At 39.4% G+C, this 26046-nt stretch carries 19 protein-coding genes; 12 read left to right on the forward strand and 7 right to left on the reverse strand.

Translation table 11 applies throughout. The features are described 5' to 3' along the window. Positions 1-110 precede the first annotated feature (110 nt). The 5 genes from ACFO3P_RS05040 (at position 111) to ACFO3P_RS05060 (ending at position 6718) form a co-directional block, all read left to right on the forward strand. Positions 111-1277 (forward strand): ParM/StbA family protein, encoded by a 1167-nt coding sequence (locus ACFO3P_RS05040; protein WP_042529250.1) that lies wholly within the window; start codon positions 111-113, stop codon positions 1275-1277. A gap of 12 nt (positions 1278-1289) precedes the next feature. Continuing rightward, the gene (locus ACFO3P_RS05045) at positions 1290-1814 is read left to right on the forward strand and encodes a hypothetical protein (protein WP_042529252.1); all 525 of its coding nucleotides are present in this window, start codon (positions 1290-1292) and stop codon (positions 1812-1814) included. Positions 1815-3034: 1220 nt separating this feature from the next. After that, on the forward strand, positions 3035-5263 hold the full coding sequence (locus ACFO3P_RS05050; RefSeq protein WP_042529254.1) for a ribonucleoside-diphosphate reductase subunit alpha: 2229 nt from the start codon (positions 3035-3037) through the stop codon (positions 5261-5263). Beyond that, positions 5248-5694 carry a flavodoxin gene (locus ACFO3P_RS05055; RefSeq protein ID WP_042529256.1) on the forward strand — a complete coding sequence of 149 codons (447 nt, stop codon included), beginning with the start codon at positions 5248-5250 and terminating at the stop codon, positions 5692-5694. Before ACFO3P_RS05050 ends, ACFO3P_RS05055 begins: the two co-directional genes overlap by 16 nt. Then, complete coding sequence (locus tag ACFO3P_RS05060; protein ID WP_042529258.1) at positions 5675-6718, forward strand: ribonucleotide-diphosphate reductase subunit beta; 1044 nt, start codon at positions 5675-5677, stop codon at positions 6716-6718. The genes ACFO3P_RS05055 and ACFO3P_RS05060 overlap by 20 nt, the downstream gene beginning before the upstream one ends. 90 nt (positions 6719-6808) lie before the next feature. Here the strand turns inward: ACFO3P_RS05060 and ACFO3P_RS05065 are convergent, their stop codons facing one another. The 5 genes from ACFO3P_RS05065 to ACFO3P_RS05085 all read right to left on the reverse strand — a co-directional run bounded on the left by ACFO3P_RS05065 (position 6809) and on the right by ACFO3P_RS05085 (position 12756). Further along, positions 6809-8068, reverse strand: a complete 1260-nt coding sequence (locus ACFO3P_RS05065; RefSeq protein ID WP_193064788.1) for a hypothetical protein — start codon at positions 8066-8068, stop codon at positions 6809-6811. Positions 8069-8191: 123 nt separating this feature from the next. Further along, on the reverse strand, positions 8192-9346 hold the full coding sequence (locus ACFO3P_RS05070) for an N-acetylmuramoyl-L-alanine amidase (RefSeq protein WP_379542213.1): 1155 nt from the start codon (positions 9344-9346) through the stop codon (positions 8192-8194). 239 nt (positions 9347-9585) lie between these two features. Further along, entirely contained in the window at positions 9586-10128 is a 543-nt protein-coding gene (locus ACFO3P_RS05075; RefSeq protein WP_042529265.1) for a flavodoxin family protein, read from the reverse strand. 470 nt (positions 10129-10598) lie between these two features. Beyond that, complete coding sequence (locus ACFO3P_RS05080) at positions 10599-11828, reverse strand: ABC transporter permease (RefSeq protein WP_289584456.1); 1230 nt, start codon at positions 11826-11828, stop codon at positions 10599-10601. 1 nt (position 11829) lies between these two features. Then, a complete protein-coding gene (locus ACFO3P_RS05085) occupies positions 11830-12756 on the reverse strand; it encodes an ABC transporter ATP-binding protein (protein WP_042529268.1) in 927 nt (308 codons plus the stop codon). A gap of 673 nt (positions 12757-13429) precedes the next feature. On the opposite strand from ACFO3P_RS05085, the gene ACFO3P_RS05090 reads away from it, so the two are divergent. The 3 genes from ACFO3P_RS05090 (at position 13430) to ACFO3P_RS05100 (ending at position 18463) form a co-directional block, all read left to right on the forward strand. Next, positions 13430-13945, forward strand: a complete 516-nt coding sequence (locus tag ACFO3P_RS05090; RefSeq protein ID WP_289584455.1) for a DoxX family protein — start codon at positions 13430-13432, stop codon at positions 13943-13945. 166 nt (positions 13946-14111) lie between these two features. Beyond that, positions 14112-15305, forward strand: coding sequence for an MFS transporter (locus ACFO3P_RS05095; RefSeq protein ID WP_139088981.1), 1194 nt, complete (start codon positions 14112-14114; stop codon positions 15303-15305). Between the two features lie 5 nt (positions 15306-15310). After that, on the forward strand, positions 15311-18463 hold the full coding sequence (locus ACFO3P_RS05100; RefSeq protein ID WP_289584454.1) for a DEAD/DEAH box helicase: 3153 nt from the start codon (positions 15311-15313) through the stop codon (positions 18461-18463). A 69-nt stretch (positions 18464-18532) separates the two neighbouring features. Here ACFO3P_RS05100 and ACFO3P_RS05105 read toward each other — a convergent pair whose 3' ends face one another. Both ACFO3P_RS05105 and ACFO3P_RS05110 read right to left on the reverse strand, forming a co-directional pair. Continuing rightward, complete coding sequence (locus tag ACFO3P_RS05105) at positions 18533-19795, reverse strand: hypothetical protein (protein ID WP_289584453.1); 1263 nt, start codon at positions 19793-19795, stop codon at positions 18533-18535. 57 nt (positions 19796-19852) lie between these two features. Continuing rightward, positions 19853-20641, reverse strand: coding sequence for a serine hydrolase (locus tag ACFO3P_RS05110; RefSeq protein ID WP_289584452.1), 789 nt, complete (start codon positions 20639-20641; stop codon positions 19853-19855). Positions 20642-20912: 271 nt separating this feature from the next. On the opposite strand from ACFO3P_RS05110, the gene ACFO3P_RS05115 reads away from it, so the two are divergent. From ACFO3P_RS05115 to ACFO3P_RS05130, 4 genes are all read left to right on the forward strand, one after another. Continuing rightward, a complete protein-coding gene (locus ACFO3P_RS05115; protein ID WP_042529280.1) occupies positions 20913-21902 on the forward strand; it encodes a TAXI family TRAP transporter solute-binding subunit in 990 nt (329 codons plus the stop codon). Between the two features lie 92 nt (positions 21903-21994). Next, positions 21995-22537: a DUF1850 domain-containing protein gene (locus tag ACFO3P_RS05120; RefSeq protein WP_042529282.1), complete on the forward strand. Its 543-nt coding sequence runs from the start codon at positions 21995-21997 to the stop codon at positions 22535-22537. Continuing rightward, positions 22530-24524 (forward strand): TRAP transporter permease, encoded by a 1995-nt coding sequence (locus tag ACFO3P_RS05125; protein WP_193064783.1) that lies wholly within the window; start codon positions 22530-22532, stop codon positions 24522-24524. The genes ACFO3P_RS05120 and ACFO3P_RS05125 overlap by 8 nt, the downstream gene beginning before the upstream one ends. A gap of 172 nt (positions 24525-24696) precedes the next feature. Continuing rightward, positions 24697-26037 carry an MATE family efflux transporter gene (locus ACFO3P_RS05130; protein WP_193064782.1) on the forward strand — a complete coding sequence of 447 codons (1341 nt, stop codon included), beginning with the start codon at positions 24697-24699 and terminating at the stop codon, positions 26035-26037. Positions 26038-26046: the final 9 nt, after the last annotated feature.

Here is a 26046-nt window from a genome sequence, read left to right on the forward strand (position 1 = left end):
TAGTTTATCGAAGAAGATAACTATTAGATAGAATGGAAGTCTAGATAGATTGCTCATTCGTTTTATGTTGTATTATATAGAAGAAACGTAATTTTGAAAGGAGAATGAAAATGACAAAGTCAAGAATTGCAGCAATTGATGTTGGAAATGATGCCTTAAAGGGGAATTTTGGTAAATTAGAAAATGAATACTACATACCCAATGTGGTAGCTCCTGATCTAGAAGACAGACCCGTTATTGGAATTGAAGAATTAGATACGAAGGAAGTACTGGATAATATTCATATCCGTATCCATTCCCCTGCCTTATCCGAAAATAACCTTGTTTACAGAGTAGGTAATCTGGCTACAAAAACAACCAACTCTCAGGAACTTGATCCAGGAAGCAGTAAATCAGAAGAGGATCAGACATTAGTTATGTTACTGGCTTCATTAGCATTAGATGCTGTATCAAGTGAAGTATTTAAAGAGAAAAACGGTGTTTATGATGCGCTTTATACATTAGGTACAGGATTACCGCTTAGAGAAGTAAAAGAAGGAAAAGACGTGGGTTATCGTTCCCGTCTATTAGGCTCTGTGCATCAGATAGAATTTTTAGTTACTCCAAAGCATCAGGGGAAAAAAGTAAATATTAAATTTGATGAAGTAAAAGTATATCCGGAAGGTTTTGCTGCATACGTCAATTTAATTATGGATAATGACTTAAAAGTTATCAACAAGGAATTAATTGACAAACAAATTTTAATTCAAGATATTGGCGGTTTATCCACAGATATTGCTGTTATTCGCAATAGAAATGTGGATGACGATAAAGCACAAGGTTTTAATATCGGTGTTTCCGAATCATTAGAACAAATTCGTGAAGAAATCAGATCAAAACACGGTGTAGAACTGGACAGCAGAAGAGATGTCGTGGATATTATCACCAGAAAAAATAATCGTAATCATATTATGGTCAAAGGAAGCCGCACGAATGTCCATGATATAACAGATCATATTCTGTTGGAGCTTGCTAAGAAAGAATATCGTTATTTGCGGAACGTATGGAGCAGGAATTCCCAGACAGAAATTTGCTATTTTGTCGGCGGCGGCTCTGCGGTGCTGAAAGATTACATCAAAGCGATCAATAATAAGCTGGAAGGCTACAATATTGAATTCTTTGAAGATGAGAATGAAAGCATCTGGATGATGGCTAATGCGTATTATAAATTAATTACCGATTTTGTGCAGAAGAACGAAAAGGTTGAGAAGGAAGAGAAGACTACGAAAACGAAGTAAGGTGATTATTCTATGGGAAAGAATATCGAAAGAGGACAAACAATCACATTTCGAATTCCTTCAGATACTCCTGACTACTTACTAAGACAACTGCAGCAATTGAAGGAAACCGAACGGAGAAACTTCTCCAGTAAAATTGCGAGCTTCGTTCTAAAGGGTGTCAATGAAATGACAGTAAGGGAAAAGGAGACGGTTACGATTCCGCTCCCCCGACAGCTGACAAAGGAACAAAAAAGCTGGTTAAAGCATGAGCACTCAGAAGCTCTGATCGGGACGATTCTATATCAATTATTATCCGATCCTATGCGGGCAACGGCACTATTAACTTCTATGAACAGCGGAGTGGAAACTCTATTTAAAGAGATAGAAGAACCAAGCAGCACTGTACCGGAAATAGAGGAAGAAAGCCTTCAGGAAGATTGGAGTATGGACGATTTAAGTGCAGGTGATTTAATGATTCATCCTGCTGAAGAAGAGGAGAAAGAGGAAGAAGAACCCGACCCATTAGGTGACTTCTTTTCAAGTATGAATAAATAAAAAAGGAACAGCTGCCATGAAATATGGAGCTGTTCTTTTTTTATAAGAGTAAGAAAGTATATAAAAAATGCTGAATATTGCCACTCCAACAGGTTTCATAGGGAGAGTAATCTTAGACCCCGGAAATACACTGCGCTTTTCATAGGCCTCGAACTCATCTACTTTAAAGAAGATTATTTGCTGATTGGCAAGCCGACAGGCGCAGACAGAAGCATAGTCGCACTTATATTTCTTCTTAGGTGGGAGCGGACGCCTGCTCGGCTAAAATACCGATATTTTAAAGACCAGGTAGTATTCTTGATTTTTTTGCTCTCATAAAACCCGCTTTTGTTTATGCATATCTGGGGATAATCCTGTGGAAATCTAAAGGATAACTTTTTGGTTATCTACACATTATCCACAGGGGTGAATGTGGATAAAAAATTGCCAATAAAAATCGTTTCTAAATACTTTTATTTCTATTAAATTAAGCTATAATGAGAACTTGAGTTTAATAAAAAATAGCGGATTTTATTTTTGATTGAAATTGTATATCTGTCCATTTAAGTTTAATTATTTAAACTATCTTTTGCATCTGACAAAATAAATTTTTTCTATAAAGAGGCACTCTAACTGGCGTAGCGTATTTCCAGAGTGCAATATAGAAGCCAAAATCTTTATTTCAACTAAATATATCATGTTATATTCAATTAAAAAAACTTATTCGCATCATGATAAATGAATCGAAAGTATGAACAGTTCAAAAAATAACGTTAACCATACGTTGTTTTCCCTTTGTTATTTTAAGCAGATAGTGCAGAAATCAGCTGTTTTTTTGGACAAAAACAGATTTTAGTTATAACATCCTATCTCGAATTAAAATCTTGCGTAGTTGAATAATCTATGATAGTGTTTAATACAAGATATAGGCGAAACGAAAAACGTTTAGCACTACATATTGTGTCTTGTCAAGGTAATGTCTGAATTGCTGAAATGGTGAAGCCTGCTGTAACCTTGGTTTCCTCCATCAACTGATTGTATTTAAAATGGAGTAATCTACTATATATAGTACGGATAACAGATTACTTTTCATCATTTCATTCATCAGCAGATTTACCTCACTAGACGCTTATTATTTTGGAGAAATAAGCAGTAAAGCCGTTGGAAAAGTATAAGTTTATTTTTATTATGATAAATAAATTGATTTTAAATAGATACATATGATTATAGGAGGCATAAAAATGACCATTATTATTAATCCGACATCGATTCAAGAAAAAATCAATCGTGCATCAGAAGGTTTGAAAGTAGATGCTGATGCTTGGTTTCAAAAAGCAGAAAAGCAGACACAGGGGGTTACTTCCAGTACGAAAGTGAATGATACCATTATTCAGACAGCCCTTGAAAATATAGATGAAGCAAATCCGGATTGGACGTATGCAGCTGCACGAATTTACGTGGAGAATTTATATAAAGAAGCTGCTGCCAACCGCGGCTATGACGAAAGAGAAAAATATGGTTCCTTTTATCATTTAATTAACATGTTAACCGATGAAGGCATTTATACACCTTCATTTCTGGAAAAATACTCAAAAGAAGAAATTGATCAAATTGGAAGCCTGATTGTACCGGAAAGAGATAGATTATTTAATTATTTAGGGATTTATACCATTGCTACACGGTATTTAGCAACGGATCATCAGAAGCGTGTATTTGAGCTTCCTCAGGAGCGCTGGCTGATTATTGCGATGCACCTAATGCAGGATGAACCGCAAAATAAACGGGTGGAATATATTCAGGAAGCTTACTGGGCGTTGAGTAATTTATATATGACTGTAGCAACACCAACCTTAACCAATGCCGGAAAAACACATGGCCAGCTTTCCAGCTGCTTTATTGATACTGTAGATGACAGCCTGCAGGCGATTTATGACAGTAATACCGATATTGCCAAGCTTTCTAAAAACGGCGGCGGAATCGGTGTTTACATGGGTAAAATTCGTGCACGGGGCAGCTCAATCAAAGGATTTAAAGGAATGTCCAGCGGTGTTGTGCCATGGATCAAACAGTTAAACAATACAGCAGTCAGCGTGGATCAGCTTGGAACCCGTAAAGGTGCGATTGCGATTTATTTAGATGTATGGCATCGTGATATCGAATCATTCCTTGATTTGAAGCTTAACAATGGGGATGATCGCATGCGTGCGCATGATATCTTCACTGGTGTATGCTTGCCGGACTACTTTATGGAACAGGTTGAAAACCGCGGCGATTGGTATTTATTTGATCCGCATGAAGTACGTCAGGTAATGGGCTATTCTCTAGAGGACTTTTATGATGAAGAAAAAGGAAATGGTTCATGGCGTCAAAAATACGAAGAATGTGTCGCAAATGAAGATTTATCAAAAGAAAAAGTACCGGCGATTGAAATTATGAAGCGTTTGATGCGTTCTCAGTTAGAATCTGGCACGCCTTTCATGTTCTACCGTGATGAAGTAAACCGTCAAAATGCAAATTCACATGAAGGTTTGATTTATTGCTCGAACCTGTGTACAGAAATTACACAAAATCAGTCACCCACTGAATTTGTTGAAGAGTTTTTAGAAAGTGAAAATACCATTGTAAGAAAATATCAGGCTGGAGACTATGTGGTTTGTAATTTGAGCTCGGTGAACCTTGGAAGAGCTGTTTCCAATGATGTATTAGAGCGTCTGATACCGATTCAGGTAAGAATGCTGGATAATGTGATCGATATTAATACACTGCCGATCATGCAGGCAACCATTACAAACCAAAAATACCGCGCTATTGGTCTAGGAACGTTTGGGTGGCATCATCTTCTTGCGCTAAAAGGAATCGGCTGGGAAACAGAAGAAGCTGTTCAATATGCGGATGAGCTTTACGAAAATATCGCTTATTTAACGATTAAAAGCAGTATGGAGCTAAGTAAAGAAAAAGGTGCGTATTCTGTTTACGAAGGAAGTAAATGGAGCACAGGTGCTTATTTTGACCAAAAAGGCTATACTGACTCTAAATGGACTGCATTAAAAGAAGAAGTCAAAGAGAATGGTATCCGTAATGGTTATTTAATGGCTGTTGCACCGAATTCTACAACGGCGATGATTGCTGGTTCGACAGCAAGTATCGATCCGATTTTCCAAGTGTTCTATCATGAAGAAAAGAAGGATTTTAAAATACCTGTTACAGCACCGGCTTTAGACCATAACACGTATAATATTTATCGCCGTTCTGCGTATATTGTAGACCAGCGTTATTCTGTGAGCCAGAATGCAAAACGCCAGCGTCATATTGATCAAAGTTTATCATTTAATATTTATGTACCGAATACAATTCGCGCATCTGTATTACTCGACTTACACTTACAGGCATGGAATGAAGGATTAAAAACGACGTATTATGTCCGTTCCACATCCAACGATGTCGAAGAGTGTGAGTGGTGTCAAAGTTGAGGATTCTCATTGCGTATTTAAGCTACAGTGGTAATACAGAAGAGGTTGCTGCGTATATTGGGGATTATTTAAATAAAGAAGGGATAACAGTTGAGTGGCATCGAATCGGCATCGATGCACTCAGCGATCCTGCTGATTACGACCTTGTATTTTTGGGTACCTTCACTTGGGAAAGAGGAGCTACACCAGATGAGGTAAAGGATTTTGTTTTGGAAGTAGGATATAAACCTGAAAATATGGTTATTTTCGGAACTGGAGATACACAATTTGGCGGGGATGATTTGTTTTGCAAAGCAGCAGATAAATTAGCCCATTTTTATGGAAGCAGTTATCCGGCTCTTAAAATCGAACAATCGCCGCGTGGATCACAGGAGAATAAGATTGAACAGTGGTTAGAAGGAGTGCTGAATCATGCAAAAAGTTACGCTTGAGCGTGCTAAAACGTTAGAACCGCGTTTTCCAAATAAGTCAACCGGCGTATTTGGAGGCCAATCAAGTGGCATTCTAAATTGGAATGATATTGCTTATCCACATTGGTATAAAATATATAAACGACTTGTCGGAAACTATTGGCAGGCCGATGAAATAAATATGTCTAGTGACGTAAAACAGTTTCCTACCCTGTCTGAAGAAGAGCAGGATGCGTATTTGAAAATAATTGGGCTGTTATCCACATTAGACGCACCGCAAACAAGAACAGCATTGTTGATTTCACTCTATGCAACAGATGCTTCTGTCCAATCAATTATGGCGGTTATCGCGCAACAGGAAGCAGTGCATAATGAAAGTTATTCTTATGTTCTATCCTCTGTTGTTTCCTGGAATGAACAGAATGAATCATTCCAATTAGGAAGAACAGATGAATTATTGATGAAACGGAACGAACTGTTAACAGAGCAATATAATACGTTTGTGGAAAATCCGACAATAGAAAATATCCTTAAAACATTAGTATATACTTCACTGTTAGAAGGAATGTTTTTCTATTCTGGATTTGCTTTCTTCTATAATTTGGCGAGACAGAATAAAATGGTAGGGACCTCCACGATGATCAGCTATATCAACCGTGATGAATTGGAGCATGGCCGCTTTATTACAGAATTGTTCCGTGCCACCTTAGCTGAGAACCCGGAACATAATAATAAAGAATTCATTCAATGGGTTTATGACCATTTCCATCAATCTGTTGAATTAGAATTAGAATGGTCACATTACGCGCTTGCGGGTGTGGAAGGAATTGATATGGATGAGCTGGATGGCTATGTCAAATACCGTGCTAATAAAATGCTGCGTATGATGGGATTAGAAGAACTTTATCCAGAACATGTGGATAATCCTATGAAATGGATTCGTGCATATGTGGATAACGTCGATGGAACAAAAACGGATTTCTTTGAACAGAAATCACGTCAATATACGAAAACTAGTGATTTAAATGGTTTTGATGACTTATAAGAAAAGAAGCTTTTACGTTATATAGCGTAAAAGCTTCTTTCGTATTTCAGAAAGATAACCTGTGGATAAAGTTATAACTTATTCACAACATTACTCATCTATCGTGGATAGTTCTCCTGTAACGGCATCGATAGCATAGGAACCGCTTGTTACCTTTCCGCATAATTGATACATTTTCGTTTGATTATCATAAACATATACAGGTTCTACTTCGATATGCTCGCATAAATGTCCGGCAGCTGCTTCGACATCCACTTTTACGGCCTCCGCATCTGCAAGGAAATCAAAAGCATCCAATAGCGCCTCTGTATCCACGTAATTATCAACTTGTAATGTTTCTGGATGAATTAACAGCTTCAAGGATGGATAAAGAACCCTTGGTGTAGGTGTTGCAGGATCCAACCTTGCTAATAAATAGCCTCGTTCCCGTTTTACAGAAGTTAAGCGCCAACGACCGCTGTCATTTGGAAACTCCTTCTGCAGCATATTCGTGATTTCAATCACCATTTTCTCTGCGGTATCATCTGGAATAGGCAGGTTATTATCGGTGACTTTTTCCTTTTGAAAAGCTTCTTCTTCGGTAAATACATGTTTTAAATCGATTTCCTTTTTCTCGAATTTCTCTGTAGAAGGCTCCTCCCAAGTTAAAATTGTATCAAGAGGGGTATAAGAAAGATTATTCTCTACTTGATCGAAATAGATAATAGTATCCGGATTTTGATTGGAAACAAGGAAACTGGATATAACATAGTATGGCTTCCAAGCAGCAGTCGATTCGTCTGGGACTTCAATAAGCTTACAATGCTGCATTGCCAAAGGATAGATAACCTCATCTACTAAATTAAAGGGCTCCCATTGAATTTGTGATTCATCTGCAAACATTCCATGTACGTAAAAGCTTGATAACATTCCTTCTTCATTAAAAGAAATCGTGACTGTTCCTCCAGGAAAAAGTCTGATATTATCCACAGCAGCGTGGAAAACGATTTTTTCTTTTGTTTCATTTACAAGCTTAAACTGTCTGCCATATTCTAATTGAGTCTGCTCTTCTATCCATTCAATCATTGATTCCATGTTATCCACTTGTGGAAATAATTCAGCAGACAACCGGTTTTCTTTCCCTACAAAAATAATTTCGGTCAGTTTTTTAGATTTGATATCCACAGCTATTACGACAGTTCCATTTGGGTTTAAATCATCGGTTATTGCTAAGCCGTTTGGAATCCAGGTCATACTTAAATGAATCTGATTCGCTTCATGTGGAAGGAAATCATAGCTTTCTAAATAAAAATCAGTCAGTTGAAATTGTTCACGTGTTGTTTCAATTATTTGTTTTGCAGCAGGATGCATAGGTATACCTCGCTTTTTGACTTATAGATTGATTAAAGTATAACATGCTATCTTCTCATTCTAAAGAAATGCATCAGCATGAAAAAACGGCTTCGAAGTATTTTCGAAGCCGTTTCATCCTAATTAATTTAAATGATTAATAAGTCCATTGGTAATTGCGCGGGCTACGCTAGATTGATAGTCACCCGTCTGCACAACGGTCAGGTCATGCGGATTGGTAATATAGCCAAGTTCAATCAGCACAGATGGCGCATTTGTGTTTTCGAGCACTTTATATCCCGCCTGTTGTGTGCCTCTGGATGGCAGAGAAACAGTAGAAGACAGAGTGCTGTTAAGTGAGCTGGCTAAAGCAGTGTCAGAATCAGAATTGTAATAAGTTGTTACTCCGCTCACTGGCACAGCAGAGAAACTATCATAATGTAAACTGATAAAAGCATCGGTATTATAGCTGTTACTGATTCGTGCTCTTTCATCTAATGAAACAAAATAATCACCATTTCGGGTCACGATTACATTTGCTCCGGCTTCTTCCAGCTGCTGCACAACATAATCTGCTGTAGAGGTGACAACATCTTTTTCATAGATATTATTTAATCCGATGGCTCCCGGATCTTTCCCGCCATGACCAGGGTCAATGACAATGGTGTGTCCGGATAGAGAACCAGAGCTGCTGGACTGTGTCTGAGCTGCTTCGACAGTTGGAGCAGTATTTTCTGTTGCTTCTTCATTGCTGCTTCCGTCCGTTGTCAGCCAGGAAGCAATCCATCCTGTTTCGCCGTTGCCTAAGGAAATCTCAATCCAATCTCCTGAAGCAGCGTTGACATCAAAGGAATCTCCCTGATAAGCATAGGAAATAATGATATCTGATGTGCTCGGGCCGGACCGGACATAAATGCTGTCAGCAGAAACAGTCACTGACCCGGAAGAATTTACAGCAGGCTCTGCAGCCGGTTCCTCATTTACTGTTTCTTCTGCAGCTGGAGCTGCTTCCTGACTCGAGTCGCCAGTTGAAATCAGATGGTGTTTGGCGACCCATACAGGTTCACCGCCATAATAAGTTTGAACCCAACCATGCTGTTCGTCAAACGCATTCACCTTATCTCCCTTTGTAAACTGACCAACCAGAGACGCATCGTTAGACGGCTCGCTTCGGATGTTTAACACAGCAGAACTTACTTCATAACTGTCGCCATTTGCCAAGCTTGCATTCGGCAAGAAAAAACTAAGTATAAATAATATTGCAGCCAATAGATAAATCTTCTTTGTTTTCTTTTCCATTGAATCCTCCTCTAGATGACTAAAATGAATTACATGATTGGATACTAATAGAATAGCCTAAACATAGAAGAGTTTAAACCTGGAAAGGAAAAAATAATTAAATAAGACTAGCATTTTTAGATTCATTTAGGATTAAGTAGTTATTTTGGGAAAATAATAATAATTCTCTCATTAAGGGAATTATTTATATATGATTGATAAATATCCGTTGCAGACATCAATCGGTAAGGATTGTAAACTTAGTCATCCGTAAAAGAAAGCAGGGTGGAAGCAGCTTTAAAAGCTTTTTTATCATATAATATGTCACCGGGTTTACTGGCTTTTCCAATTACATATCCTGCAAAGTGCATTTTATAAAAGTCACATATATATTGAAATTGCTGAATAAGCGGCAGTCCTTTAATAAATGGGTTGTCACCGCCAACAATAATTAGATATACCTTCTTTTGAGACAGTTTTTCTCTGAAATCTGGATAATCGGAATCTCTTAAGATTTGTGACCATCGATCAATAAACAGCTTCATAAGGGCAGACATACTATACCAATAAATAGGGGTGGCAAAAACAAGTGTATCATGTTCTAAAAGCATATCAATAAGCTTTGTATGATCATCATTTACTGGTGTGAATCCATTTCTGTCATGTCTTTGGTCAATGATGGGATGAATAATATAATCACGTAAATAAACGTGCGTGCCCTGATTTTTAGGGACAGCTTCATAGGTTAATATTTCTGTATTACTGTTTTTACGGGTGGATCCATGGAACACAATCGTACTCATAAACATCCTCCTTCTATAATAAAACGAAACTTCATGCAGCAGGAGTTGTTGCTCCTCTCCAGCTGAATTAGCCTGAGTGATTCAGGGAGTCCATATCTGTTCTCTCCCGCTTGATTAAATTTAAATTCACTCTTTATGGTGAGGCGGGGTTTACGGGCAGTTCTCCATGATAAATGAAGAAGCGGGGGAGAGGAATTAAAGATAGCAGCTTGCAATGAATGGAAGTGATTTTATCATTTATTTAGTATGAAGATTTTTAGATTTTCACTTAAAAAAACAATATGATAAAGAATATGTATGACCTTGTCAGTGTATGCATGAACGAAAAAAACAGAGGCAGGAGAGCAGGATGAACTGCTTCTGTCTCTGTTTTATCATCGCGTGATATTTCTTTCTTAATTAGAATCGGCTGTATTCCGTTCTAGCGTTGAAAAAGGGTGCTGCCATGGTAGTGAACTCGAAATTAGCTTCTACATACGAATCCATTTCCAGATCTCTTTTGGTGTGGCGTTCTTTCCATATAAAAGAATTCCGACTTTGAAAATTTTTCCGGCAATCTTCATAAAAAGAAGGATACTTAAAATAATCACAGCAAAGGCAATCATAATTTCTATCCAAGGCCAATCATCCAGCATGGTCAACCGCATGAGCAATACAGAAGGTGCTGTGAATGGAATGTAGGTGCTCACGGTAGCAAGGATACCATCCGGATTACTGATTACCGGTCCAATAATGATAAATGGCAAAAATGGAAGCATCATTACAAACCCTTGCAGATTACCAGCACTGGACACATCCGACATGGTTGCGCCGACACCGACGAAAATGGCTGCAAACATCAGATAACTCAAAAGAGCGATAAATACAAATAGAAGCGTTCTTGGAACAAGCAGGTATTCTAAAATCGGGATATCTGTCTGCCAGATAATAAATGGCAGCAGGACCGCAATATAGACTGTAACTTGAATAAGACCTAAGATAAAATAACCGATAATTTTCCCCTGCATCAGCTCGGATGGTGTTAGAGAGGATAAAATAATTTCTGCAATCTTATCTTTTTTCTCTTGGGAAGCACTTTGAAAAATAGCCATCCCTGTAAAAGTGATGGAAAGCATAATTACCCCGGCAAAAACACCTGGCAGGATACTTTCCCAAGGATCCTCCAGGGAAGCAATCGCACTGCCTTCGCTTGTCGCTGCTTCATCCTGATTGGTGCCCTCTGCAAAGGACACAGGCTCAAGCAGCTGGTTTATTTCCCGTTCACTGAGACCAGAGTCTTTCGCTTTCATTACCTGGACTGGTCCGCTTAACGCCTGTAATTGCCCAGGAAATAATGGATTAGCTTCCTCGCTTGTATAAGTGGCGATTCGGTTCTCCTCCAAGGACTGCTCATTAATAAACAGATACGCTGTATAAGGCTCATTCACTTCTGTTACTTCGGATTTTAATGTATCAGTAGGGTGAAGCTCCCAGCCAAAATCACGTTCTTCATTAACCGCCTCGATGTCTTCATATATTCCTATGTCATCATTTACATAGACTGTCATATTTTCAGCTTCATCTGAATCTGAAGAAAATAAAGAGGCGAGGAAGAAGAATAAAATAAATAAAGCCGGTGTAATAAATAATCCAATGACAAATGTTTTATTTTTTAAATTTCGTTTTATTTCCCATTTTGCTACTTTCAGCGAGTTCTGCATTTCAGGCACCTCCTTCCTGAGAGAGAAGATGCTTATCTGTAGCAATATCAATAAAAATTTCGTGCAGAGAAATACGGTTAATATGTAGCTCTTGTACATCTAATTCTGCAGGTAATTGCTTTAGCCAATAATGAGGAATAACTCCTTTTTGCAGATGGAGAATCGAACGGCTGCCATGATGTTCAATCCGGTCGACTTCAGGGATCTTCTCCAGTAGAGCGGGCGGATTCTCACCATGCAAGATGCATTTGAAATTGGCATATTGCTTTTTAACTTCGTCCAAAGTGCCATAAATTACTTTCTGGCCATGCTGTATCATAAAAAGCCGGTCACACATCTGCTCCACAAGATTCATTTGATGTGATGAAAGCAGAATGGCCGTTCCATTTGCAGCTAAAGAAGCGATTTCATCTTTGAAAATCTCTTGACTGACTGGATCGAGACCGGAAAAAGGTTCATCCAGAATGAGCAGGTCTGGTTCATGAAGAATCGAACCGATAAATTGTACTTTTTGACTCATTCCTTTGGAGAGCTCTTCGACAGAGGTGTTTTCCTTTCCTTCTAAATCAAATTTCTTTAAATAGGTTAAGATGCGTTCCTTTGCTTTATCTAAAGGGTAATTCTTTAAATCAGCAAGGTATAAGAGAATATCCATCACCTTGACATCTTTATAGAGGCCTCTTTCTTCAGGGAGATAACCAATTTTAGATTTAGGAATGGCTTCTCCCGACTGCTGATGGAAGTGAACTTCCCCGCTGTCCGGATACATGATACCCATAATATTACGAATCGTGGTAGATTTACCTGCCCCGTTTGGCCCTAATATAGCCATGATTTCGCCGCGATTTACTTCAAAGGAAATTCCCTTTAAAGCTTCCTTATCCTTAAAAGATTTTTTAAGGTTCTGAACGGTTAATAAGGTCTTCATATAAACACTCCTCGTTCATCCCATTATAAAAACGGAAAATTCTTCTTATTTTATTGTACGGAAACACTGTTTGAATGGTTTCAAAAAAATAATTATTACTGGTAATTTATTACGGAGAATTGTCCGTCATCCTCCTGCCTTTTTTGGAATTGATGATTGTGCATAGCTCCTGCAACCAACCACTCCGCTTTCCGACGTACAAATCTTTTCGATGGAATGAGTAATCGCGGCAATGTTGCCAGGTTAGTGCGACCTCTGCGATTACTCATCCTGTCAAAACCGTCGCTAGCTAGTTGTTTTTATCACATTTAAGTATATTTTCCAATCATAGATTTTGGTGTTAGCCCATTAATATGCGGTATTTTTAATTTACTATGAAATGGTGTAGGGAAATGTACATATTTAAAATTCATGAGGAGTGTGTTTCAGTTTGAAAAGTAAAAGAAAAGAGCTATAAATATCCGTGTTCACACAAATACAGATTATCCATAATTTACCTTCATCATTTGTTCATATTCGGAATAAAATGTGAACAAATTCACAAATTAGTATTTACGGATGCATATCTGCATGATATTATAAAAGTGTACTAAAGGATATCCTCTTTAAATAAATGTGAAACAATGAACAAGTTAAAAACAAATTATTTTATTAAATAAAGGGAGAGATTGACATGATGAACTTTTTAAGAACAAACAAGTACGTTGCGGGGCTTTGGGTGATTATTCGACTTTATCTTGGATTTAGATGGCTGACCTCTGGCTGGGGCAAAATTGTAGGCGGTGAATTTGATGCAGGTGGTTATTTGCAAGGTGCTATTGCACAAACAACTGGAGAAAATCCGGCTGTACAGGGCTGGTGGGCAACGTTTCTTGAAACGGTAGCAATTCCGAACGCTGGACTATTTTCTGTATTCGTTATGTGGGGAGAAGTACTGGTTGGATTTGGACTAATCTTAGGTATTTTTACAAACCTTGCTGCACTTATGGGCGTTGTAATGAACTTCTCTTTCTTGCTAAGCGGAACGTTCTCTACAAACCCGCAAATGGCTATCTTAGGAATCTTCATTGCTATCGCTGGTGCAAATGCTGGAAGATATGGTCTGGACCGCTGGGTAATGCCTTATCTTAAAGAAACCTGGAATCAACGCGTAAGAAAAGGAAAACAACCTGAAACCAATGCAGCTTAAAGCAGTGGATTAAATAAAAATATAAAAAATACAGGAGAGCGGGATAACCCCCGCTCTCCTGTATTTTTTATGAGAAGGAAGAACCTCCTCTAAATTCTTTTCATGTTATTTGCTGAGAAACTCCTGTATAATAGCTTAGGAATGACAAAATGAGAGAAGGATGTTTATGTCGTCGGTTCAAGCGCAAAACGTCCCGCAGGATGATAAGATTTTTTCGCGGGATTTTTTATATATTTGGATAGCGAACTTTTTTATTTTCTTAGGTTTTCAAATGACTATCCCTACCATACCGCTATTTGTGAAGGATCTTGGCGGAAGCGACCAAATGGTAGGTATTATTGTAGGTATTTTTACGTTTTCTGCCCTCCTGATACGTCCCTATGCCGGGCATGCGCTCGAAAATAAGGGGAGAGGGTTTGTTTACTTAATCGGATTAGGGATTTTTGTTCTCTCTGTAGGAGCATTTGCGTTTACAGCGAGCATTTTAATTTTAATTATAATACGAATTATTCAAGGTATCGGCTGGGGATTTTCAACAACAGCCGGAGGAACAATAGCAACCGATTTGATCCCGCCAAAGCGGAGAGGGGAAGGAATGGGCTATTTTGGTTTATCCGGAAATATTGCGTTGTCTTTCGGGCCAAGTTTAGGCCTGACACTGGTTGTGCTTATCTCCTATCAGCAGCTTTTTTTACTATGTGCATTTTGCGGTGTAGTGGCGTTTCTTTTTGCCATGCGCATCCGCTATAAAAAAGTTGATCCGGCTCATCAAACAAAGGTTGCGCGCTTTGACGTACTGGAAAAAAGCGCACTGCAGCCATCAATTCTGCTATTTTTTATTACCTTTGCATTTGGCGGAATAGCGACATTTCTGCCTCTGCATGCGCAGGAAAGAGGCGTAGAGGGGATTCAAATCTATTTCTTTATTTTCGCAGTATTTATTATGGTTTCGCGGCTGTTTTCGGGCAGACTATACGATAGAAAAGGTCATAAAATGATTTTTCTGCCGGCAGTTTCGCTTATATTCCTGTCTATGCTTCTCTTAGCCTGGCTGCCCAACATAACTGTTTTATTGACAGCAGCAGCTTTATTTGGGCTGGGATTTGGGGCAGTTCAGCCTGCCCTGCAGGCATGGGCGGTCAATCGGGCGCCAGCTGACCGGAAAGGAATGGCAAATGCGACCTTCTTTTCCTGTTTTGATCTCGGAGTCGGCGTCGGGGCAATTTTGTTCGGGCAGATTGCAGCAATGCTTAACTATACATCTATCTATTTAACAGCAGCAGGCTCTATCGTTATTTCCATCCTGATTTATGTATTTACTGCCCTTGGGAAATCATCTGACAACATAAAGGTGGGTTAACAGATTTGAAACAAATTAAAGATATCAATATAAAAAATGCGTTTCCTGATAATTTTTACCGTCGTGGTCTGAATTACTTTAGAACCAATAAAGTAAAGGATTTAATGTATAATCCGAATCAGTTGACCTGGTCGGCAACAGTCCAGGGTACAGAGGATTACTTTGTAGAAGTGAATACCAATGATTTGCAGCAGGGTTCCATCGACATGCATTGCGATTGTCCTGCATTTGAGGTGTACGGCTATTGCAAGCACATCGTAGCCGCTTTATTAGCAGTTCAAAGCTATGAAAACAGTGATGTGAAGCCAAAAGTAAATCACTATCGTTTAAATCGTTTTATGGAAGCTATCCGAGGAACGAGAAGTGTCACAGAAAACACTTCTTATCAGCACCCGGTAAAGGTAGAGTATATTGTAAGCTGGTCTTATTTGAGACACTTGCAGGTAGAATTGAAAATTGGTGAGAAGCACCGCTATGTGGTAAAGAATGCAGCGGACTTCTTAGAAAATTATTTTAGAAAAAGAGATCATTATTTCTCTAAAAAGTTTACATTTCAAGCAGGGAAGCATGTCGTGGAAGAAGCAGATCAAGAGATTTTTGAGCTGCTGTATCAGGCAAGCAAGAGTGCTGACCTGTATGATTCCTATAATTATGCAGGGAAAAGAAGCAGTGAAAGGTATCTTCTGATTCCGCCGGTGCTTGCAAAAAATTTATTATATAAATTAATGGAACGGGAAGCGGCTGTGAAAACGGAGCGGGAAGAATATAAAGAGGTGCAAATCGTTGATGGGGAACTGCCTTTTCAATTTGACGTTATGAAAAACGACCAGCATATCTCGCTTAATCTGCAGCAGGGAAATGAAATGACATTCTTTCCTAACTATGATGTATTATTTTTAGATGGTGTTTTCTATTTTCCTAAACGAGAGCAAGTCCCTGTTTTGAAGGAATTGGAAATGTTTCGTTTAGAGAATATTTACTTTGATGTTCCTGTTGAACAGACAGATACCTTTCTCTCTGAAATTATGCCGGCGCTGGAGACAGTCGGCCAGGTTCAATTAGATGAACGTATTGCAGATGAGGTCATCAAGGAGCCGTTAAAAGCAAGATGCTACTTGGAATTGCGGGAGGATTTAATTGTTGGCCGTCTGGAATATCATTATGGCACACATGTGATTGATCCATTTCAAGGAAAAAAAGATTCGGATGTGATGCTGATCCGGGACGTGGATAAAGAAAGTCTGATTATGCAGCATATCGAAGAAGCAAACTTCAAATATAATGGCAGAGAACTTTATATGTCTGTGGATGAAGAAGACCTCTATTATTTCTTATATAAGATTTTACCTTCCTTAGATAAGGATGTAGAACTGTTTCTGTCAAGCGATTTTAAAAGGCTGTTCTTTGATTATGATCCGCAGCCGAGCACGAGTGTCCGCATGGAGGGGCAAAATAATTTATTAGAAATAGGTTTTTCCATTGATGGAGTAGATGATAATGAAATTAATCGAGTTCTTCAGGCAGTGATTGAAAAGAAACGCTATTTTCGTTTGAATTCCGGTCAAATGCTGGATTTGGATACGGAAGAATTTGCTTCCATTCAGCGGTTTTTTGACGGATTGGGAATGGATAAGGATGCCGTTCAGAACGGTCAGGTACAGATGCCGGTATATCGCGGCGCCCAGCTGGATGAGCTGCTCGATACAAAAAAACAGTATGATTCGAATTTCAGAGAATTGTTAAGCCATTTGAAGTCGCCGGAGGAACAGGTTTATGAACTGCCTGAAAACCTGCAGGCATCCTTGCGAACCTATCAGAAGGTTGGTTATCAATGGTTTAAATCCCTTAGCCAGTATCAGCTCGGCGGAATTCTGGCAGATGACATGGGGCTGGGAAAGACCTTGCAGAGTATCGCCTATATTACGTCTGAATCCAAAGGGAATCCTGTCGGCCCGCATTTGATTGTAGTTCCATCTTCTGTAGTATATAACTGGAAAAGTGAGCTGGAGAAGTTTGCTCCGCACTTAACCTCGGTTATTTTGACCGGGCAGCCGGCGGAGAGGCATAAGCGAATGGAAAGCGCCGCAGAGACGGATGTCTGGATTACTTCTTATGCAACCTTACGCCAGGATATTGACTATTATCAGGAGATTACGTTCCAAACATTATTGCTGGATGAAGCGCAGTATATTAAAAACTACCAGACGAAAACTTCAAAAGCCATCCGTACACTTCATGCGACACGGCGGTTTGCGTTAAGCGGCACACCAATTGAAAATTCAATTGAGGAGCTGTGGTCCATTTTCCAGGTAGTCCTGCCTGGATTAATGCCTGACCAGAAGACGTTTAGGCAGCTTGATTCCAGCAAAGTGGCTGCCATTACAAAACCATTTATTTTACGACGTTTGAAGCGGGATGTGCTCAAAGAGCTTCCGGAAAAAATCGAATCCGTTCATATTTCCGAATTAACAAATGATCAAAAGGATTTATATGTCGGTTATTTAAGGAAGCTGCAGCAGGAAGCCGCGGTGTCCATGCAGGAGGATTCTTTCCAGCAAAATAGAATGAAGATTTTAGCAGGGTTAACGAGACTTCGCCAGATCTGCTGTCATCCTTCCATGTTCGTCGAAAATTATGAAGGAAGATCCGGCAAGCTGGAGCAGCTGATGGAAACAGTGGAAACAGCAATTAATAATGGAAAAAGACTGCTTATCTTTTCCCAATTTACCAGCATGTTAGACATTATTCGCGAACGGTTAGAGGCAGCAGAGCATGACTACTTTTATCTGAGTGGCGAAACACCTTCTAAAAATCGTGTCGAAATGAGCGAACGGTTTAATCATGGCGAAAAAGGAATATTTCTTATTTCCCTGAAGGCAGGAGGAACTGGTCTGAATTTGACTGGTGCGGACACGGTTATTTTATATGATTTATGGTGGAACCCTGCCGTAGAAGACCAAGCGACTGGGAGAGCGCATCGATTCGGACAGAAGAATGTGGTGCAGGTTATCCGTCTGGTGACAGAAGGCACGATTGAAGAAAAAATTTATGAGCTGCAGCAAAAGAAAAGAGAATTAATTGATCAGGTCATCCAGCCTGGAGAAACGATGCTTTCTTCTCTAAGCGAGGATGATATTAAAGAACTTTTAAGTTTGTAGACATCAATGTAGAATATTCCTTTCTAAATAACAAAAAAGACGGCCATGCTCCGTCTTTTTTGTTTGGCATTATTGATTTAAACTGAACAGCTTTCTGGGTCTTCCCTTCGAATAGGGACTTTCCTTGCCGGAAATTTTAATAATCTCTCCGGACAGCAATTTTTTTACAGTCCGTTCGGCACTGCGCTTGCTGACCTGATAAAACATTGCAATATCGTTTGATGAGAATGGTTCATTATTACGTTCTACAATAAATTGAATAAAAAGATAAGATAATTCATTGTTCAGGCGGGCTTGATGAACAAGCTCATGAAATAATTTATTGGTGTCGATATGTTTCCGCTGGCCGATAGGACCAATGATTTCCTGACATTCATTAACCAGATAACTGAGGCTATGCCGATCATTCCGGCAGGCTTCCAGGGCCATAAACGCATTTTTTTGAGAAGAAAGAGGATTCAATCCCAGTCCAAATGCCAGTCCAATAGAACAGCCGGCAAGCTTTTCTACCTCCTCGATAAAGGGAAAGTCGCGATAGTTTTCTTTAATCACTTTAATCAGCTTGCTTGTACCGATGATAAAATAGTGATTATCTTTATTCGGTAAAAGTATCGACTCATACTTTTGACAAAATGTACTGACATATTTTCTGACTTCTGTATGTATTTGATGATGCATATGGATAGGGAGGCTTTCTTTTAAAAATAAAATACCTGTTACTACAAGTCCGGTTGAATCCTTCTGCACTTCCAGTGTTCGTACTACTTTTTCCAATGCCTGGTAAATACGTTTATCAGGTATTGGAATATAATGAACAGGTAACGCTTCTTGAAAAAGCCCATTATAGACATCTCTTCTCGAGGTCAGAATTAAATCTATTTTTTTCTGCAAAAATAAATCCTTATGGAAATCAATCAGCATTTGCACATTGAAATAACTCTGCTTGGTATAGCTGGCTGAAATAAAATCATATTCTGTCATGGCGATATCATCCTTGAAATCAATGTGCTTGATATCTTCCGGATAATCGATGGATATGCATTTTTTCTTAGAAAGCTGTCCGATACGTAAGATAGATGACAAAATACTATATTCATCGTAAGCGATATAAAGCATGATTTGCTGACGCTTTTGTTTTAAAGCTTCACTGTAGGCACTGTAATCAGTGAAAAGAAGTGCGTCACACATCATGGCTCCCTCTGCTCGAACTGCAGCATTGCATGATTCGGACAATACAAAAGGGAGGACGTCGATAGATGGAAATTGTTCTGCGATTTCTTGTACTCTTTGAACGATTGTTTTTTCTCCTAAAACCCCTAGTGTTATATTCATTTGTTTCCCCCCTTACAGATACCTGTATTTTTTATAGAAAAGGAGAGGCATGGCTGCTTAACCTTTCAAATAATGATAGATATGTGCTCCTGCTCTCTGATGAAATTGCTGTCCCTCTCCATTGTTCGTCCATCCCTCTGTCAGCATAACTGCTTTGAGCTGTTTATCAGCTGTTTGAAAAATAGCCGCATCATGCTCTGCCCCGGTCAGTTCCCCGGTTTTATGAAATGTCTTGATGGAGGAATCATAGGCAGAAAAAGCAGTCAGTTTGCTGTTGAACTGCTGATTTTCCAAGATAGTCAGCATTTGCTCCTGACGATGTTTCGGCAGTATGTTATTTGGCTCTGTCAATAAATCCAGCAGAAGCATGACATCATAGCAGCTCGTCCGATTCTCCAATCCGAGCTTTATGGCTTCTTCATCCATCAGTTTTCGCTCTAATTTCGTGTGCTTTCCGCCTATTTGTTGAATAAATGCATGGATAGTATCTAAACCGATGAAATCAATCAATGCATTTGTTGCGGTATTATCAGAGACAATGATCATTAATTCAAGGAGCTGCTGATAGGTATAGTTCTGCTTATCTGATAAATAAGGAATAACTCCCGCACCGCCAACCATATCGGAGGGGGAGAGATGCACCTGTTTAGATAAATCAATATTTTCTTTTTCTTCTTCATAATAGGCAGCGGCAAGGATAAACAGTTTAATAATACTGGCGGAACGCAGCGGCTTGTTTTCATTAAAAGCAATTTCATTTTCTTCGGATTGGATCAAATAGCATATTTTTACTGGCGGTAAAGGTTTTATGGAATAAATAGCATGCTTTAACATTTTTAATGACAATGTTTTATCACCTCGTTGGAAAGTGGGTTACATTAATATTATGGAATATTCAAAAAGTAGTCAAGAAATACTTGAAAATCGCTTAAAAAAAGAATATACAGCATGTTTTGGCGCTATAAAGCATACAGTAAAAGGAATGTTTAAAGTGATGAATTTTTTTAATATTATTTATGTAATCGTTTCCTGTTTTGAGAATAATTTGACGTTTGTGTTACTAATATTGTAAACTTATTACAAGTACGATACTTTTTTGTAAAAGGGGGACTTTTAGATGAAAAAGAATTGGTTAAGCCCACTGGCACTTATTTTTGCATTATTGTTATTATTAGCAGCCTGCGGCGGTGACGACGGCAATGCAGACGATGGCGGCGAGGAAGCTGGAGATCCGGGTACAGATCCGGAAATGATTCAGATTGCTACCGGCGGAACAAGTGGAACATACTACCCGCTTGGAGGAGAAATGGCAACCATTATTTCAAGTAATACAGATGTAACAGCGGATGCGATTTCCTCTAATGCTTCAGCAGAAAATGTTCTGTCCATAGAGAATGGCGATGTAGAAATTGCTTTTGTACAAACAGATGTGGTAGCACATGCTGAGGAAGGAATTAATGCTTTTGATGAGCCTGTCGAAAATGTACAGGCAATGGGTTCTTTATACCCGGAGACGGTTCAAATCGTTACAACAGAGGGTTCTGGAATTGAATCTGTCGAAGACCTGGCAGGAAAAACTGTTTCCGTTGGTGCTCCTGGATCAGGTACATTTATCAATGCGGAACAAATCCTGGAGGTTCACGATATGACAATAGACGATATTGATGCTCAAAATCTGGACTTTGGTGAATCTACCGGAGGAATCCAGGATGGCAATATTGATGCTGCGTTTATCACTTCAGGAACGCCTACCGGTGCGGTAGAAGGGTTGGCTGCTTCTGTAGATGTGGCTATTGTTCCGATTGCACAGGATAAGATTGAGGAGCTGACGGAAGCATATCCTTACTATGCTGCAGATACGATTGAAGAAGGTACTTATAGTCTAAGTGAAGATGTAGAAACAGTTGCTGTATTAGCGGCATTGGCTGTAAACAGTTCTTTATCTGAAGACCTTGTTTATGAGATGACCAAAGCAATCTATGAAAATGCAGAAGGGATGGCGCATGACAAAGCATCCTTCATCACACTGGATACTGCGTTAGACGGAATTGATATTGAAGTGCATCCAGGTGCACAGAGGTACTTTGACGAAGAGGGTATTGAATAAATAAATAGAATAAGCCGGCTCCACCCCAGAGAATGCAGGGATAGGCTGCCGGCTTTTTTTAAGCACAGCTTGTAAAATTAGGTGATGCTAAAATGCGGAGAAAGTGGGTAAAATTCCTTCTTTTATTTCTTTTGATTGGAGGAGGAATTGGACTTGGCGTGAATTATCCGATTCAGACAGCGTTAGTTTTTAACGACGGCGAATCCGGAGAATTGACGGCTTTTTTACCTTTAAAAGAGAATGACCATTTCTCGATTACGTTCACTCACTCGATCCATTTAACAGATGTGGTGGAGAAATACAGGGTGACAGAGGATTTGATGATCGAGCAATATGAAATAATTTATGAAGAGTTTGGTATTGGTATGCCCAATAATGCGGGTGAGGGCGAAGAATTTGTTTATGAGGATGGAAAATACCATATAAAAAATATGGAACATCGATTTGAATCGTTAAATATCCGGAATGGAGAAGTTGTTTCGAATCATCGGCTGGCTTGGGCAGATCATCAGGATATCAAGGAGTGTTGTGAAGTTCCTTTTAATGACTACTTTGTGCCGGGAGATTGGTATAGAGTAAAAATAGATGAAATAACATTGCTTGATTATTGGAAAGGAGAGAAAATCAGTGAGTGAAAAAGAGAAGGATCAGCTTTCAGAAAAAGAACAGCAGGAGTTGTTGGAGAAATATGATGCAGAAGCAAAGACCAGAAATGTAAAGGGTAAGATATATCACGTTATCTTTCTTGGGTTAATTGCCTTTTCTGTATTTCAATTATATACCGGAATTTTTGGTCAGCTGACTGCTTATATTCAACGAACCATTCACTTAGGATTTGCACTTTCACTTATTTTCTTATTATTCCCGGCTGCCCGTGGAATGAGAAAGGATAAAATCCCTTGGTATGATTATATTTTAATGCTGTTATCCATTCTTGTCTGCGGCTATTGGCCGGTGTATTATGATACATTAGTTCAGCAGTTTGGCGGCATTTCTGTCATGCAAATGGTCGTGGGCGGGCTTGGAATCCTGCTTGTGTTGGAAGCAGCCAGACGTGCAGTAGGTCTGCCGATTACAATTATTGCACTATTGTTTCTTAGCTATGCACTACTCGGTCCAAATATACCTGGAATGTTTGCGCATGCCGGTCTGTCGCTGGAGCAGTTGATTCAATCGATGTTCTTTACGACAGAAGGAATTTTAGGAACTCCTTTGCAGGTATCGTCTACATATATATTCTTATTCCTTTTATTTGGCGCTTTTTTAGTGCAGACAGGGGTAGGAAATTATTTTAATGATTTAGCTATATCCATCGCCGGTAAAAGAGTAGGCGGGCCTGCAAAAGTAGCTATTTTTTCAAGTGCATTAAATGGAACTATCTCGGGGAGCTCTGTTGCAAATACAGTAACAACAGGCTCGTATACGATTCCTATGATGAAAAAGCTGGGATATCGGAAGAATTTTGCCGGAGCGGTAGAAGCAGCCTCCTCTACAGGCGGTCAAATTATGCCGCCGATTATGGGAGCAGCCGCCTTTTTAATGATTGAATTTGCAGGAGAAAGCTATTGGAATATCGCGAAAGCAGCAGTTATTCCCGCAGCTTTATACTTTGCAGGGATTTGGATCATGACACATTTTGAAGCGAAACGGACAGGCTTAACAGGTCTCCCGGATGAAGAGATTCCAAGTAAACTCTCCGTTTTAAAAAAGATTCATCTGCTGCTGCCGATTTTAGCCATTGTCTATTTCTTATTTATCGGTGTGAGCGTTGAGAGAGCAGCTATTTATGGGATTTTAACGACGATTATTGTCAGCTTGTTCCGAAAAGATACGAGAATTACACCGGCTAAATTTATTGTTGCCTTGGAACAAGGGGCCAGAACAGCATTAGGTGTTGCTGCTGCAACAGCATGTGCTGGTATTATTGTAGGGGTAGTGACAAGAACAGGCTTAGGCCTAAAGCTTGGAAACAGTTTAGTATCGATTGCTGGTACGATTGCTTCTACACCGGAAATTCAATTGATGCTGACATTGGTATTTACCATGATTACATCGATTATTATCGGCATGGGCTCACCGACAACCGCCAACTATATTATCACGTCTACAATTGCTCTGCCGGCAATTGTAGCACTAAATGACAATCTGGATGTAGCAATTCCGCTTCTGGCTGCACATATGTTTGTATTCTATTTTGGAATTGTGGCAGATATTACTCCGCCGGTAGCATTAGCTGCCTTCGCGGCAACCGGGATTTCTGGGGGAGAACCGATACGTACCGGAGCAAATGCAGCAAGGTTGGCTATCGCAGCATTTATAATTCCGTATATGTTTGTTTTGAATCCGACACTCCTTATGATAGATGCGAACGTGTTCGAGATTATATTTGCCTTTTTCACGGCTATCCTCGGGATGATAGCGATTGGTGCCGGAATGATTGGTTACTGGTACCGCAGAATCAAATGGTTTGAGCGTATTTTAGCTATTGCAACTGGATTGATGCTGATTTATCCGGAAGGGTATTCCGATACAATAGGCTTTGTATTATTTGCTATTCAGCTTGTGATTCAATTTATGTCGAGGGATAAAAATGCGAAGCGCAGTAAAACGCAAGTAAGTTAAGAAAATAAAAAAATGGGGAAGAAGTTCTTTGAGATAAGAGCTTCTTTTTTTACATTATAGGATGATATTTTAGCAATTTTTACAGTGGAAGAGCAAATACAGGTTTTTCTAATGCTTTCCCTTTATAATAAAAGCAAAGAATAAGGTGAGAAAAAATCAGGAGTGCAAATCAATGGCTAAGAAATATGATTTTACAAAAGGAAGTATCGGCAAAAGCCTTTTTTATTTTTCCGGACCCATTCTTTTGGCAAATCTGCTGCAAACCTCATATCAATTTGTAGACAGTTTGTGGGTCGGAAATTTGCTTGGTGCGAACGCCCTAGGTGCAGTTGCCATTTCCGGGAGCATTATATTTGTGGTGCTCTCATTAATTATTGGTTTAAATAATGCTGCTCTGACCATTTTGTCGCAGCAGCAGGGGAAGCAGAATGAAGAGGGGCTGAAGCGTTATTTGAATGCATTTGTTGTTCTGATGACATCGGTTGCATTATTACTTGGCGTCTCCGGGTATATTTTTGCAGAGGTGCTGCTGACCATGCTGGGAACACCGGAAGCAATGGCAGCAGATGCCGCTGCCTATCTGCGGATTAACTTTATGGGGATTCTTTTACTGTTTGGCTATAACTTTATCAGTACAGTACTGCGTTCCATTGGAGACAGTAAAACACCGCTTTACTTTGTAACAGTAGCAGTCCTGCTGAATACCGTATTGGACCCGCTATTTATTCATGTATTTGACTGGGGCATCAATGGCGCAGGCTATGCTACAGTGATATCACAAGGTGTTTCCTTTTTAATTGGATTCTTTTATATTCTGAAGAAGGATTTAGCTCCGTTTACGATTCCAAGTCTGCCAAAATGGAAAGAAATTAAATTGATTTTGCATATCGGCATCCCATCCAGCCTGCAGATGGCAGTGATTTCTGCTGGTGCAGCTGCCATTATCGGGGTAGTGGCTGTACATGGAGAAGCAGTTGTTTCAGGGTATAGTGCAGCACAGCGTCTGGATAGTTTATTAATGCTGCCTGCACATGCTTTAAGTATTGCCATTTCCAGTATGGCTGGGCAGAATATCGGTGCACAAAACTGGGGAAGAGTCAGAGAAGTGGCGAAGTTTGGGGTGATATATAATTTTCTTATTATGCTGTTTATCGGTATTATCGTCGCCATTTTTGCTGAATATGGGGTAAGGTTGTTTATTCAGGACGAAGCTTCTGTCCAATTTGGTACAATATATCTTCAGATTGTTGCATTATGCTATCCGTTTTTAGGGATTAATTTTATCTTAAACGGTGTTGTCCGGGCAGCAGGCGCAATGTATCCGATTCTTATATTAAATATCATTTCTTTCTGGATACTGCGTTATCCCCTGGCTGCCTTATTCTCTCGCCTGTTTGGTGAAATTGGCATTGCAATTGGTGTAGGGGCAAGCTTTATCCTAAGCAGCGCGGTTGCTATTCTATATTATCGTTTCGGGAAATGGAGAGAGAAGAAGCTATTCGCAGATGCTTAAACAGGGGAG

It is taken from the genome of Oceanobacillus aidingensis (genome assembly GCF_042654105.1).
In the GTDB taxonomy this organism is placed as follows: Bacteria; Bacillota; Bacilli; order Bacillales; family Amphibacillaceae; genus Oceanobacillus; species Oceanobacillus oncorhynchi.